The sequence below is a fragment of the Laspinema palackyanum D2c genome (assembly GCF_025370875.1).
Lineage (GTDB): Bacteria > Cyanobacteriota > Cyanobacteriia > Cyanobacteriales > Laspinemataceae > Laspinema > Laspinema palackyanum.
Genome location: NZ_JAMXFD010000037.1, coordinates 36,391 through 52,356, shown reverse-complemented (window position 1 = coordinate 52,356; position 15,966 = coordinate 36,391). Strand labels below are relative to the sequence as shown.

The following is a 15,966-nucleotide window of genomic DNA, read 5'->3' as shown; positions in this document are numbered from 1 at the left end:
CAGATTTAACCACTCAAGAACATTGAAGATTTTGGAAATTCATTAGATAAATTTATCACCACAAGTCCTAAAGAGCCGATAGGAGTTCCTGGGGTCCATGATGATTGGTGCTGAATACGGCATCTTAATTATCCGATGAAGTTGGGCCAAACTGCTGGTTTAAGGAGGCGATCGCTTCTCAACCCCGACTCTGCTATCGCACACCTAAATGAATTTGACCTCAAGAAAGCGAGCAAGATACTCTATTAATTATTAACGAGTGCGATCGCAACCCCCTGTGCTGACGCACTGGCAACGCCAACCCACTCCTTAAATGTACGATAATAACTGTGGGAAATGCTCTATCTTAAATCAGTTGTAACAAACTAAATGCTTAGAAAAAGCTCCGTTAGTTTGGTTAGCCCCCCCACCAAGCGGCTTGTCTGAAATTGGGGCATTTTTTGGGGTTGACAGAGGATAGGGTCAGTCTAGGGTCCCGGGAGAAATACCTAATCGGGTCACTCGGCCCTTACTCAGGGGTGGACTACAATCATAGAGGGTTGGAGTGCCTCTAATACTCCATACGGTATTTAAAGGTCTATAAAAACGGATTGTAGGGGCTTCGATGTGCAGGCCCCTACACATACCGCTTGATGCCGGTTGTTTTTGTAGACTTATCAGTACCGTATGGAGTATTAGACAGGCATATTCCCAGCCTGCTTTAGGGGTTAGTCGAACAGGGATACAAAGGCAACACTGAGGGGCTTCTGGGAAGAAGTGGCATTCTCAACAAGAGCGGTGACTCTTGGACCCCTTTTGAGGTGTTTTATAATTGACCATTAGAGATTGTTGTATTGTTAACTTGGAAATTAAAGTAGGGCATTAAAAATTAATTTTAACCAAAGTTATCAAAAATGGGTTGATAATTGCGCTGGATTTCATAATATTTTTTAAGCCAAAAAATTCAATCTCAGGGACAATTATGGAGATGATTCAGGGTCAATATGAGCCGGTTTTAGTCGCCCTTTCTTTTATCATTGGGGTGGTTGCTTCTTACACGGCGTTGGATTTAGCCGGACGGGTTAATCCGAACTCTTCGAGGCGATCGCGCTTAGTCTGGAGTGTGGGGGGTGCGGTGGCGATGGGAACGGGCATCTGGTCGATGCATTTTATCGCGATGTTGGCGTTACAGTTACCCGTCCCCACAGCCTACAATATCCCCCTGACCCTGTTATCTTGGGTGGATGCCATTGTCGCTTCGGCTTTGGCGATGTGGCTGTACAATCGGCAGCAGTTGAGGGTCCGCCTCCTGGTGGGAGGGGGGATTGTCATGGGATTGGGCATTGCTTCGATGCATTATCTAGGAATGGCAGCAGTCCAGGTCCCGGCAACCCTGCATTACAATCCTTGGGGGGTAGCCCTGTCTGTGGCAGTCGCCATTTTTGCCTCAACTACGGCGTTAGGGTTGGCATTTCAGGTTCGCGACTCCCTCAGTCCTCATCGGGAATGGGTTAAACTGGGGAGTGCTGGAATTATGGGAGTGGCGATCGCCGGGATGCACTATACCGGAATGTGGGCCACCTGTTTTGCAGCAATTTCTAACCCAGAAGCGATTCTGATTGAAGGGGCGGACCAATCCTGGTTAGCGATGCAAATCGGCGTGGGAACGCTGATTCTGTTGATTGGCACCCTGGTTACTTCCTTCGCCGATCGCCGTTACCAATCCCGCCTATTACGAGAACAGGCCCTCCAAGAAAGTGAAACCCGGTTCCGAACTCTGGTGGAAAATATGTCCGTTGGGGTATTACTTCTCGATGAAAAGGGCACCATTGTATTAAGTAATCCCCTGGCGAGTGAACTGCTTGATGTTCCCGAATCCGAGTTACAAGGGAAAAGTGCCTTCGAGTTCAATTGGCAAATTCTCTCCCTGGATGGCACAATTTCGCTTCAAGAACAGCATCCCCTACATAAGGCGACTGCCCAGGGTCAACCTGTGCAAAATCAAGTCACGGGAATCTGTCGGTGGGGGAAAAAAGACACCGTATGGTTGCTGCTGAATATGGACCCCCAACTAAACGCATCGGGCCAAGTTGAACGAGTCGTTTGTACCTTTAGTAATATCAGCGATCGCAAGCAAAGTGAAGACGAAATTCGGTTGCTGTTAGATACCAATCAAGCCATCCGTCATGCACCGGATTTAGAAACAGCAATAGCCTCTGTCTTACGCTCAATTTGTATGACCATTAATTGGGATGTAGCAGAGGCGTGGCTTCCCGATGAAAATCAGCAAATCCTCACCTATCGTCCCGGTTGGTATTACCCCGCACCTGATGTAGAAGCGTTCCGCCTGCAACGGGAATCCCTGACTTATCCGTTGGGGGAAGGACTTCCCGGACGGGTTTGGGAGTCGCGGCAACCGGAATGGATTGAAAATTTGACCGAGGAAACTAAACCCTTCGACGATGCTTTAATGGCAGTAAGACAAGGATTAAAAGCCTGTTTTGCCGTACCCATTATCCGAGGGAATGGGATTCTAGCAGTTTTAACCTTCTTTAAACGCACAGAAAGTCCCCGAGATGAACGGGCGATCGCCTTGGTGGGGGCGGTTGCCACTCAGTTAGGGTCCTCCATTGGTCAAAAGATGGCAGAAGCGGCCCTGAGTGAGAGTGAACGGCGCTTACAACTCGCCTTGGAAGGCAGTGATTTAGGCATCTGGGATTGGCAAATTCCCACGGGAAAAACCTATTTTGACCCGCAATGGAAACGGATGCTGGGGTATGACGTGGAGGAAATTGGCAACTCCTATCAAATTTGGGAGGATTTGTTACATCCCGAGGACAAAAAAAAGACGCTAAGAGCATTACAGGACCATTTAGCGGGTATTCTCCCGGTCTATGAACGGGAATTACGAATGCGATCGCAGTCTGGGGAATGGAAATGGATTCTTTCTCGCGGTAAAGTAGTAGAACGAGACCCATCTGGCATTCCCTTACGCATGAGTGGCACCCACAAAGATATTACGCCTCGAAAAGCTGCGGAAGCGGCCTTAGATGAGAGTCAGCGGCGGTACCAAACCCTGGCTGAAGCCTCTCCGGTTTGTATTTTTCATACCGATGCTCAGGGCAATTGTCGTTATGTTAACCAACGTTGGAGTGAGTTGACGGGACTTTCTTTGGAACGGGCGATCGGCAAAAGTTGGATTGCTAATCTCCATCCCGATGATTTGAAGCGGGTGCAATCGGAGTGGTTTTTAGCCGCTGAAACGCGGGTGCCGTTTAAATCAGAATATCGCTTTGTCCGTCCTGATGGGATTGTGGTTTGGGCGATCGGGCAGGCGATCGCCGAAATCGGCGATGATGGCGTAGTCAAAGGCTATCTGGGCACTATTACCGATATTAGTGAACGCAAACGGGCGGAAATTGCCTTACAGCAGCAGCTTAAACGGGAACGTCTGGTGAGTTCGATTCAGGAACGGATTCGATCCTCTCTTGACTTAGAAGAAGTCCTAGACACTGCCGTCAACGAAGTTCGCGGATTTTTAAACACGGACCGCATTTTAATTTATCGTTTTAACCCGGACTGGGGTGGGGTGATTGCCGTTGAATCCGTGGGTTCTGACTGGATGTCCGTCAAAGGGATTGAAATCGAAGATCGCTGTTTCATTGAAACCCATATTCCCCTGTACGCGCAAGGTCGAATTCGCACCATTGATAATATTAACAAGGCGGGACTGTCGGAATGCCATGTAGAACTTCTCAGTCGGTTTGCAGTTCAAGCCAATCTTGTGGTTCCACTGCGACAAGGGGAACAATTATGGGGATTGCTGATTGCTCATCACTGTAGCGGCGAAAGACAATGGCATGAATCGGAAATTGAATCTCTCCGGCAGCTTTCGGTGCAATTGTCCATCGCCATTCAACAATGTACGCTGTTTGAGCAAGCTAAAACTGAACTGTTGGAACGCAAGAGGGCGGAAGATGCTCTGCGCGAAAGTGAGGAACGGTTTAAATTAGCCGTATCCGGGACAAATGATGGGATTTGGGATTGGGATTTAAAAAATGACCAAATTTATTACTCTCCAGTCTGGATGCAAATTTTAGGCTATGAGGAGGGAGAATTACCCTATCGGGTTAGCACTTGGTTTAACAAGGTCCACCCAGACGATTTGTCCGTGGCAATGCAAACCCTGCAAGACCATGTGCAAGGGCAAAATCCGCTATACTATTATCATACCCACCGCATGGAACGGAAAGATAAGAGTTGGATTTGGGTGGAAGTGAAGGGTAAATGTATCCGGAATGAAGCAGGGGAAGCTTACCGACTGACGGGGACTTTAACGGATATTACGGAACGCAAACAAGCGGAAGAAGCATTACAGGAAAGTGTCCAACGAGAACGTGCCCTGTCTCAAGTGATTCAACGGATGCGCGAAACCCTGGATTTGGAAACGATTTTTTCGGCAACCACCCGGGAATTGCGCCAGGTGCTCAAGTGCGATCGGGTCTTAGTTCACCATTTTCATGACGACTGGCGAGGTGAGGTGGTGGCCGAATCCACGGGTTCCGAATGGATTTCTTTAATGGATAACATCCAAAATTTACCCGAAACTGCGGTGAACCTAAACGGGGATGACTCGGAGTTGCTAGGGGACAAGGAGATTGGACTGGAAGATTGCTATATGCAATCCGCCCGAACTGAAACCTGGAATTTAGGCTTGACTTATTTAGCGGTTGAAGATGTTTACCATGAGGGTTTTGATGAGTCTTACTTGAATATCCTAGAGCAATTTCAAGCCAAAGCCTATATTATTGTGCCTATTTTTTCGGGGAATAAACTCTGGGGATTATTAGCCAGCTATCAAAATAGCGGTCCTCGCCATTGGAAAGAAGCAGAAATTAAAGTGGTGGTGCAAATTGGCAATCAGTTGGGAGTGGCCCTCCAGCAAGCGGAGTTACTGGACAAAACTCAGCGACAATCCCACGCCCTCCAAAAAGCCGCCCTCGCTGCGGATGCGGCTAACCGGGCCAAAAGTGAGTTTCTGGCGAATATGAGCCATGAACTGCGAACTCCCCTGAATGCAATTTTGGGGTTTACTCAAGTTTTGGCCCGGGATTCCTCGCTGAAGCCGGAAAATCACGAGCATTTAAAAATTATTAATCGGGCCGGAGGGCATCTTTTAGCTTTAATTAATGATGTGTTGGAAATGTCAAAAATTGAAGCGGGGAGAATGAGTTTTAATCCGGTAAATTTTGATTTACTGAATTTGCTGAAATCGTTAAATGAGATGTTTCAACTCAAGGCGGAGTCCAAGCAACTTCAGATTATTTTTGAGGGTTGCGAGACCCTTCCTCAGTTTGTGAAAACCGATGAGAGCAAGTTACGTCAGGTGCTGATTAATATTGTAGGGAATGCGATTAAGTTTACCGAAACGGGTCGCGTTATCCTCCGGATTGAGGTGAAAGATGCCTTGACGGGGGTGAATCCTGACCCGGGGGATTTTTCGGACTCCGGTAATCAGGGGAAGTTCTTATATTTGGAAATTGAGGATACGGGTCCAGGGATTGCTCCCGAGGAAATGGGGAAATTGTTTGAACCCTTTGGACAAACAGAAACAGGACGTAAATCTCAGCAAGGGACGGGCCTGGGTTTACCAATTAGCCGAAAGTTCGTACAATTAATGGGAGGCGATATTCAGGTCACCAGCACTGTGGGGCAAGGAACGGTGTTTGCCTTTGCCGTGGCGATCGCACCGAGTAGCGAGGGGGAGGTTCAAACTCGCCAAACCAAGCGCCGTGCAGTGGCGATCGCCCCCCAAGCTCAGGGGAAGGAATCTCGCATTTTAGTCGTGGATGATGCTTTTGAAAGTCGTCTATTGTTGAAGACAATCTTGCAATCCATCGGATTTCAAGTGCAAGAGGCGGAGAACGGCCAAGGGGCGATCGCGGTTTATGAAAGTTGGAAACCTCACTTAATTTTAATGGATATGCAAATGCCCGTCATGGATGGTTATGAAGCCACCCGACATATTAAAAATACCGTTCAGGGTCAAAAAACGACCATTGTCGCCTTAACGGCTAGTGCTTTTGAGGAAGAAAGAAAAATGATTTTAGATGCCGGTTGCGATGACTTTATTCGCAAGCCGTTTCAAGAAGACTTTTTGCTCGAAACCATCGGCAAATATCTGAATATTGACTATATTTTTGAAGACCTCTCCCCGGACCAGAAAGGCTCCCCCCCAAATAGTTCTAAACCCCTGTATTCCCTCTCCCCGGAGGCTTTGAAAATTATGCCCGAAAGTTGGATTCATCAGCTTTATGATGCGGCCATGCAATGCAGTGATGATTTGATTTTACGCTTACTCGAAGAGATTCCCCCGGATCTGGCCCCCTTATCCCAAGCCTTAGCCGAGTTAGCCCATAACTATCAGTTTGATCTGATTGAGGAATTAACTCAACAGGAGGGCCAATGAACGCCGAATCTGTTCAACTGCTCCAAAAAGATATTCTCATCGTGGATGATACCCAAGATAATCTCCGCTATCTGGCCACGATTTTAACCGAAGAAGGCTATAAAGTTCGCAAAGCCTTAAATGGTCAAATGGCCCTCAAAGCCTGTCGCGTGGTCGTCCCGGACCTGATTTTACTGGATATCATGATGCCGGATATGAGCGGGTATCAAGTTTGCGAAATTTTAAAAGGAAATGAAGCCACTTGTGAAGTTCCAGTGATTTTTTTGAGTGCCTTAGATGATGCCTTTGATAAAGTCAAAGCCTTTAATGTTGGGGGCATTGATTATATTAGTAAACCCTTTCAATTAGAAGAGGTTTTAGCGCGCATCCAAACCCAACTATTGCGCCGGGACGCCGAATTAAAAATTCAGCAACTCAATGCCGAACTGGAAACTCGGGTCCAAGAGCGCACCCTCCAGTTAGAACAGTCCAATCAAGAGCTAATTCAGGAAATCAAGGAACGCAAGCAACTCCAAGAACGGTTACTCCATTTAGCCCTTCATGACCCCTTGACAAATTTACCCAATCGTGCTTTATTTATGGAACGATTGGACCAGGCGATCGCCTTCCGCAAAGCCAACCCACAGTATCAGTTTGCCGTCCTGTTTTTAGACTGCGATCGCTTTAAAGTCGTCAACGATTCTCTCGGTCATATCGTCGGAGATGAACTCCTGATTGCCATTGGCAAACGCCTCCAATCCGCCCTCCGAGAAGAAGATACCTTAGCGCGGTTAGGGGGAGATGAATTTGCAATCCTCGTGGAAGAACTCCCCACCCGCGATCGCGCCCAAACCATCGCCGATCGCATCTTAAACTCTTTAACCGAACCCTTTCAACTCTCCCGGTATGAAGTCTTTATTAATGCCAGTATCGGCATTACCCTCGGCAGTTTCTACCACGAAAAACCCGAATATCTCCTCCGGGATGCGGACACCGCCATGTACCGCGCCAAAGCCCTAGGAAAAGGCCAATATTATCTCTTTGATCCGGGAATGCATGACGAAGCATTAAACCGTCTCCAACTTGAAAACGACTTGCGACGCGCCGTAGAACGACAGGAGTTTAAAGTTTATTATCAGCCGATTATTTCCCTAACTACGGGCCAAATTTATGGCTTTGAAGCCCTCGTGCGCTGGCAACATCCCACCCGGGGATTTATCTCTCCCATCGACTTTATCCCCATCGCCGAAGAAACGGGTTTAATCGCCCAAATTGACCTGTGGGTATTACAAGAAACTGTTGGACAACTCCAAGTATGGCAACATCAAAACCTGATTAATGACAAGGTGACTTGTAGTGTCAATTTATCAGCGCGGCATTTTCTGCAATTTTCGTTTATCCAGCATCTGCGGGAACTCCTGGAATCCACCCAAATCAATCCTCAAATGCTTAAACTGGAAATTACCGAAAGTGCGATCGCCAATAAAAACCAAGCCACCCTGGACATTCTCCACCAAATTCGCGACTGCCAGATTGAATTAAGCATTGATGACTTTGGCACCGGCTATTCTTCCTTAAGTTACCTCGAAGAATTTCCCGTCAATGTCCTCAAAATTGACCGTTCATTTATCCAGCGCATCGATGGTAAGGAACATCAGTGCGGATTGGTTCCTGGTATTATTGGAATCGCTCACACAATGGGCATGATTGCGATCGCCGAAGGGGTGGAAACTCCCATCCAGTTAGAAAAACTCCGAGGATTAGGCTGTGATTTCGCCCAGGGATACCTCTTTTCTAAACCCTTAGATCCAGAGGCGATCGCGCAATTGTTAGCCGGTTCTCCCCAGTGGTAACCCTCAGCTAGGACTTGGCACAGCACCAACCGGCGGGGGATCAATCCCCCGCCTAACAGATTAAGTCGGTTGAAACCGACTGAAAGTCTTATCCTGTGGGGTTTTTAGTCGGTTTTAACCGACTTTAGCTATGAGGCGGGGGATTGATCCCCCGCCGGTGTTGAGAATGGTGCAAGATTTCAGTTTTTAACCGACTTTAGCTATGAGGCTGCCCACGTTTAAACCCCCGCCGGTTGTTGCAACTTAATTTCCTGTAACTGCTCTAACAAGCGGCTCACTTGAGCATTGGGTTCTAAAAATGAAAACAGATGCTTAAACCGTAACTTGCCCTCAATATCCAGTAAATACTGTGCTGGTAACGGTGCACCCAAAGCTTGTCCCGTCCCATACGCCCGGAACACTAAACAACTCGGGTCGCACAACACCGGCATTTTTAAGCCCAAATCCCGGATGACAATTTGAGATTGACGTTCATCGGTACTGGTGATTAATAACACTTCCGCACCCGCTTCTACAAATTGCTCATAAGCCGTATTTATGGCTTTAATGTGAGGAAAACAGAGAGGGCAATATTGTTTTTCCGTAAAAATTCGAGTAAAATAGAGAATAACAGGTTGTTTTTCGCGGTATTCAGAAAGGCGAATCGAACCCTCCCCATTGACATGAGGAAGTTGAAAGTCAGGGGGGCAAACTGCTGGGTAGAGTTTATTGAGGGCAGGAACCGGCAGAAAATTATTGAAAAAGCGTTGATTGAGTAATCCTCTAAAATCCGTAGATGTCAACATGGTTTAAACCTCTTGAGCCGATTAATTAAAGAAAATCATTCATAAATTTTAAACCCAACTCAATCCTGGCTGAAGTAGCTGGGGGAAAGAGTTGGGTTTCAAAAGGTTGAAAGGGCAGGGGGATCAAGTTTCCCTTGCGATCGCCTCCGATGCCAATCCCGCCAATCGGAATTAGATGGCGGCAAAGAATTCTTTAGACTTCTTGGGATCCGGATTCATCGTCTTCGCACCGGGTTGCCAACCTGCCGGACAAACTTCATCGGGGTGAGTTTGAACGTGCTGGATAGCTTGCAGAATCCGCAGAGTTTCTTCGACATTACGGCCAAATGCCAGGTTATTGATAGTGGCGTGCTGGATCACACCGTCTTTGTCGATGATAAAGAGTCCACGCAGAGCGATTCCTGCTTCAGGATCGAGGACATTGTAAGCGGAACTAATTTCCTTCTTGATATCGGAAACCAGAGGATAGTTCAAGTCGCCGAGACCCCCAGATTTGCGATCGGTCTGGATCCAAGCCAGGTGAGAAAATTCACTGTCAACAGACACACCCAACACTTCGGTGTTCAGTTGGCTGAAGTTTCCATGACTGTCGCTAAAAGCGGTAATTTCCGTCGGACAGACAAAGGTAAAGTCCAGGGGATAGAAGAACAACACCACATATTTACCCCGGTAGTCGGAGAGTTTGATGGTTTTGAACTCTTGATCCACAACGGCAGTGGCGGTGAAGTCGGGGGCCTGTTGGCCGACGCGGATACATCCTTCGGTCATTGTTTGATTCTCCATGTTATGAGGGTTAACTGGCGCGAACAGGCTATGGCGTAGGCTTGAAAAGCACGCTCACGGCGATCAACGCACCCGATTCTTTACGAACCGTTACAAGAATATCATAATCATAACGATTTTGAGTAGGGTTGTCTGGGGAGATGGGGAGATGGGGGAGATGGGGAAGATGGGGGAGATGGGGGAGATGGGGGAGATGGGGGAGATGGGGGAGATGGGGGAGGATTGCTCATGTTTGTAGTAACGACTTGCTGTCGTTATCCGGGTTACGAAGGCGATCGCCTTCTTCACGCCTTACCCGGGGATTGCTCCTGTGGGGAGGATTGCTCATGTTCGTAGTAACGACTTGCTGTCGTTATCCGGGTTACGAAGGCGATCGCCTTCTTCACGCCTTACCCGGGGATTGCTCCTGTTAGGGAACTCCAAAAAATAAAACCCGCAAAACGTTCGTAGTAACCCCTTCAGGGGTTTCTTTAAAGATGACTCAGTAACGGAGTCACTACGAACGTTTGGAGAATTTATATTTTGCAATCCCCTTATGGCTGATGCCATAACAGGAGAGCAACGACTAAAGTCGTTACTACGAACAGGAAGAAATAGCTTGGGTTTACCCTGGGATTGCTCCTGTTATGGCTGATGCCATAACAGGAGAGCAACGACTAAAGTCGTTACTACGAACAGGATGAAACCACTTCAGTTTACCCGGGGATTGCTCCTGTTATGGCTGATGCCATAACAGGAGAGCAACGACTGAAGTCGTTACTACGAACAGGAGTAATCCTCCCCATCTCCCCCATCCTCCCATCATCTATAATGAAAAAGATGGGAACTGCCTGAAGCGGAGTTTCCTGTGGCGATCGGAACGGATGAAAATGCTGAGCGTCTGTAAGTAATAGAGATTACGAAAAAAGCTTTTTAAACCCGAAGGGGAAATAATCTATGCAACTACCCACTCGCCCCCTGATTGCTCCTTTGTTCGCGGTGCTTTTAGCCGCGATCGCCCCCCATCGACTTCATGCAGAAGTGGTCCAACTGCAACCCCAGTTCGGTAGCGATCCGATCCAACTCCAAGGGACATCCGGTGGATTGCAAAAAAGTGACTGTGGCAGCATTTCTGAGCAACCGAGTCAGACCCTGGAAGTCGGACAGCAGTTCCCCTATCTGCGATTAACAGTGGAGAGTGCTGGAGAACCCACTTTATTAATTGAAGGTCCCACTGGACGGTTCTGTGTACTTGCGGATAGTACCGTCGGAGAACAACCGGAAATGTCCGGTTTATGGACCGTTGGGACTTATCAAATCTATATTGGCGACCTTGCGGGAGAACAGCATAGCTACACTCTCTCGATTACCCAAAATCCTAACTAGGTAGATTCCCCCTGTTCCAGTTCCCAATTCAGTGCCGTTTTGACCCGTTGGTATTCCATAATCAGGTCAGAGAAAATATCGGTAACTTCTGGGGGGGGAGGGGTTTGGGTGTTGTGATGCGATCGCCCAATCGATTCAAGTTGCTGACTCAGATCGGCCAAACTCATTGCACCCACTGCCGCACTCGTTGATTTCAGCGAGTGCGCTGCTTCTTGCAGTTCAAAACTATCATCCTGGGCGATCGCCACCGTGAGCAGGTCAATCAGCTTGGGAGACTCCTGTAAATAAATCTCGATCACCTCTTCAAGAGCCTCAATATCGCGTAACGAGGCTAACATGGCCTGATTCAGAACCGGCTCTGCGATCGCCTTGGACGGCGAACCCGGAGGATTTTCGGGGTCAGACCCGGATAATTTCGACTTGGAAGCATCCGAATCCCCTGGGGATAAAGTCGGCATCATCAGCGCGGAAGGGTCGGAATCCAACGGACAGAGGGCCAGGGCTTCCACCAATTCCGGCATTCGGATCGGCTTACTGATATAGTCATCCATCCCCGCTTCCAGACAGAGTTCGCGATCGCCCTGCATCGCATTCGCCGTCATCGCAATAATTCGCGGTTTGTGCAGCAGTCGGCCATCTCGGGCATCTTGACAAATTTGCCGAGTTGCCGCCAACCCATCCATTTCCGGCATATGAACATCCATCAGGACCACATCATAATGTTGCCGGTCCAATGCTTGCAACACTTCAATCCCATTCCCCGCCACATCAGCGCGATACCCCAACCGATGCAAAATTTGCAGGGCCACCTTTTGATTGACTAAATGATCCTCCGCCAACAAAATGCGTAACGGTTTTTGTTGAGCCATCTGGGGGTCAATGGCGAGGGCGTTCATAAGAGTCGGACGAGAAAGAATCGGCACTCCCCCAAAAATTCCCGCCAACACATTGTACAGATAGGATTGTTTAATCGGTTTATTTAGAAACGCAGCAAAGGGGACCTTATGAGGCAAGTCTACTTCCTGTCTCCCTATAGAAGTCAGCATCACCAGGGGGAATTCACGATTTTTGACAATTCCTCGGATGTAGGACGCTAGGGTAATCCCATCCATTTGAGGCATTTGCATATCCAGAATGGCAATGTCAAAGGTTTCCGAATTTTGCAGCCAATCTAGGGCTTCCCGGGCCGAACTCGCTGCCTTGGGCTTCATGCCCCAAAACAAGGCTTGACGGGTTAAAATTTGGCGATTTGTGGCATTATCATCCACAATCAGCACCCGCTTACCCGCCAAAGACGGTTGAGTGCCATTTAGGTCCACCGGCAAAGGATTGACTGCGGGAGTTGCCATCACGGTGAAATAGAATGTCGAGCCAGTGGGTGGGGTATCGGGATGAGCGGATTTGGCATCGGTCAAGGTAAAGATACTTTGCTCGGGGTCGGGAAGAGGGGAGAAGTTGTCAGGAATGGCAGGGGCGATCGGCCATTGAAAGGCCGGGTCCGGGTCGCCACCGACTCCCTCGCCACTGACCACCCACATCCGACCCCCCATCAATTCGCTCAGACGCTTGCTGATGGCTAAACCCAACCCCGTGCCACCATACTCGCGAGTGGTTGAGGAATCCACCTGGGAAAACGACTTAAACAGCCGATTCATCCGTTCTGGGGGAATGCCAATGCCGGTATCGGACACGGTAAATTGGATTTGACAGGGGGGGGTCCTGGTGCTGAGATCCTGGATCAGATCCTGGGGGAGATGACCGTTCTCCGTCTCCTGATCCTTGAGGATTAAACGGTCAGTCCCAATTCCTACCGCCTGTTGCGGGTGAATAGTCGAAGCACTCACCGAGACGACCACTTCCCCTTTTTCCGTGAATTTCACCGCATTACTGAGCAAATTCACCAAGATTTGACGGACTCGGGTGACATCGCCGATAATCATTTCCGGAGTCGAGGGTTCGATGAGATAGGCCAACTCTACTCCTTTTTCGGCGGCTCTGGAGGCGAGTAAATCTAGGGAATCTTCAATGCAAGAGCGCAGGTTAAAGGGTTGCTGTTCTAGGTCGAGTTTCCCGGACTCAATTTTGGAGAAGTCGAGGATATCGTTAATAATGGTGAGCAGGGCATCCCCACTGGCGCGGACGGTTTCGACAAAATCGCGCTGTTCGGGGTTGAGGTTTGTATCCAGGAGTAATCCAGTCATGCCAATGACCGCATTCATGGGAGTGCGGATTTCGTGGCTCATGGTGGCGAGAAATTCGCTTTTAGCGCGAGTGGCAGCGAGGGCCTCGTCTCTAGCCCGGGCTAAATCCGCAGCGGCAGCCCGACGCTCGATTTCACTGCCAATCCATTGAGCCATGAGTTTGAGCAGTTCTTTATCCACGGCTTTAAACGGGCGTCCCAGGGGGGTGCTACTGGAAAAGCTGAGAGTGCCATAGATTTTGCCCCCGACAATCACCCTTGTCCCAATATAGGCTTCTTGGGGAAAGGGGGTTTGGGTGGGTTTGCTGTGCCAGCGCGTGACACTGACGGATTCAAAATAGAGGGGTTCTTTGAGGCGGAGGGTTTCGCGACAGTAGGTTTGACTCAAGGAGAAGCGATCGCCCGGTTGGAGGGTATTGTCCGGGGATTCAACCGCGATGATTTCATAGCGATCGCCTTTAATCCGAGATAAAATCGCCACGCTTAACCCAAACCGCCGTTTTCCCATGACCAGTAACCGTTGCAACCGTTGCTCAAATCTGAGTTTACGCGAAGATGTGATTTTATAAAGCGCTCGAATCGAGGCTTCACTTTCCCGCAGTTCCTCATCCGTTTGATGGCGTTCGGTGATATCCCGGGAAATGGCGACTAATTCTTCGATTTCTTCAGTCTGGGGATTGCGAACCGTGCGACTGGTACTTTCAAACCACAGGTAATGACCATATTTATGGCGGATCCGGTAGCTAACCGTATAACTGACTTGACCCTTGACCATTGCCAAGTAAGATTTGGCTAGGGTCTTGGCATCCTCGGGATGGAAAAAGTCATAGAGGTTAAAGCCGATCAGTTCGTCGGGTTCATATCCCAATAACGAATGGCAAGCGGGGGAGACATAAATAAACTTGCCTTTTGGTGTATGGCGGGAAATCATGTCGGTGGAGTTTTCCGCCATTAAGCGATAGCGTTCTTCACTTTCTCTGAGCTTATACTGGGACTCTTGCAGGGCTTTGAGCATCCCGTTGATGGTCATCCCTAAACTAGAAAGTTCATCATGACCTACAATTTTAACGCGCATGGACAGGTCCCCTTTGTCGCCGATGCGTTCAACTTTTCGGGTGAGCACCGTCAGTCGCGAGAGGACTAATTTTTCAAATAAGAGCAGGGTTAGACCACTAAACCCGAGACTTACCCCTAACAGAGCCCCGATAAAATAGCGGACGCTGGTTTTACCTTTGGCGTAAATCTCGCGATTGTGGGTGACTTGCAGGAGTAAACGGTTATTGCTGGCGATCGCTGGGATGGCGGTATAGGCGGCCATTTCTGTCTCGCTGAGGGCTTTGACCACGATGGGCGATCGCCCCCGAAGTCCCCCTAAATCCATCCTCTGGAATGGTTCTGAGGGAGTTGCCGATGGGTTCGACTCCTCTAACTGAGTTCTCACCCCGTCTAATTCCGGTGGCAAAGCACTCATCGGATAAATCAAAAGGGATAATTGGGTCAGATCCGCGAGGCGATCGATCTCCGGCTGATTCAGAAAGCGTCCGACCCATAAAGTCCCCCGGTACGGACCCTCTCCTTGACTGGTGAGAATGGATTGAGCCGCAATCAGGGCCGGTCCCTGGGGGAGGAGGACTATGCCACTGATGGGGTGGTTGTAGTGTCCGGTTTCGGTGAATTTTTTCTCAAGTTGTTGTTGATAAGCCGAGGCTAAATCTTGAATGACCCCTGGCATAGGGATTTCTACCTTTTGTTGGAAATCAAAGGCTTTGCTAAAAACAGGTTTTCTTTGTTCGTCCAGGATTAGCAACAGATTCAGATTTAATTGAAGGAAGGTTTCATTGCCAAAATTGGAGTTAACGTAATTGGGGTCTCCCGGGGTGATAAAGCTGTAAGTATCGTCCCATTCCGCATGATAGCGAGCGATGGATTCCAGTTCGTTAAGGGTCTGCTGGAGGGACTGTAAGCCTCGGACTGCATCTTGATGGACGACTTTCTGTTCTAATTCTTTGAAGTCTCCCAGTAAAATACTCGATGCTGTAGCGTACAGCACGACATTTAGACCTAACAAGGTCGTGCCGACTATAATCAGTATTTTCTTTCGCAATTTCATAGAATGCTGACACCCTCATCTTCGTTACTCAACCGATCCACCAAAACGGTAGTTCCGGCGAAGAAATCGTTTATGTTGGCACGAGGTAACTGCACGGAATAAGAGTGGCGCGATCGCTCCATAATTCTATAGATCGGTGATCGGTTCGCTATATGGCCTACTGTATCGCCTAGTTAGGAAGTGGCGGCATCGCCCACCCCCCTAGAGCATCGGTTCCTGATTCGTTCCCCTGGACCCGAAACCGAATTTCGGGTCCAAATTTACTGCTAATGAGTAGAGATAGGGTCAAGAAAACAAGGTTTCTTTCCTCTACTATACTGACGCCCTAGACCAGGATGCGAGCCCTAAACTGTAGCTTCATCCTTCATCGGTCGATCTGCGATCGCGCATCTTGCCCAGGGAGTTACCCTAGGGTTAAGGTCCCTCTATCCGGGGTGCCTTTG

General features: G+C 48.8%; 6 protein-coding genes. 3 read left to right on the top strand and 3 right to left on the bottom strand.

The features are described 5' to 3' along the window. Positions 1-961 precede the first annotated feature (961 nt). Positions 962-6,448, top strand: coding sequence for a PAS domain S-box protein (locus NG795_RS26040; protein WP_367291514.1), 5,487 nt, complete (start codon positions 962-964; stop codon positions 6,446-6,448). Continuing rightward, positions 6,445-8,280 carry a two-component system response regulator gene (locus NG795_RS26035; protein WP_367291513.1) on the top strand — a complete coding sequence of 612 codons (1,836 nt, stop codon included), beginning with the start codon at positions 6,445-6,447 and terminating at the stop codon, positions 8,278-8,280. Before NG795_RS26040 ends, NG795_RS26035 begins: the two co-directional genes overlap by 4 nt. Before the next feature lie 218 nt (positions 8,281-8,498). On the opposite strand, the gene NG795_RS26030 is transcribed toward NG795_RS26035, so the two are convergent. Both NG795_RS26030 and NG795_RS26025 read right to left on the bottom strand, forming a co-directional pair. After that, the gene (locus NG795_RS26030) at positions 8,499-9,065 is read right to left on the bottom strand and encodes a peroxiredoxin family protein (RefSeq protein WP_367291512.1); all 567 of its coding nucleotides are present in this window, start codon (positions 9,063-9,065) and stop codon (positions 8,499-8,501) included. A gap of 171 nt (positions 9,066-9,236) precedes the next feature. Beyond that, on the bottom strand, positions 9,237-9,833 hold the full coding sequence (locus tag NG795_RS26025) for a peroxiredoxin (protein ID WP_261206565.1): 597 nt from the start codon (positions 9,831-9,833) through the stop codon (positions 9,237-9,239). A 951-nt stretch (positions 9,834-10,784) separates the two neighbouring features. On the opposite strand from NG795_RS26025, the gene NG795_RS26020 reads away from it, so the two are divergent. Then, the gene (locus NG795_RS26020) at positions 10,785-11,213 is read left to right on the top strand and encodes a hypothetical protein (protein WP_367291511.1); all 429 of its coding nucleotides are present in this window, start codon (positions 10,785-10,787) and stop codon (positions 11,211-11,213) included. Here NG795_RS26020 and NG795_RS26015 read toward each other — a convergent pair. Beyond that, positions 11,210-15,523: a response regulator gene (locus tag NG795_RS26015; RefSeq protein ID WP_367291510.1), complete on the bottom strand. Its 4,314-nt coding sequence runs from the start codon at positions 15,521-15,523 to the stop codon at positions 11,210-11,212. The genes NG795_RS26020 and NG795_RS26015 overlap by 4 nt on opposite strands. Between the last annotated feature and the right edge of the window lie 443 nt (positions 15,524-15,966).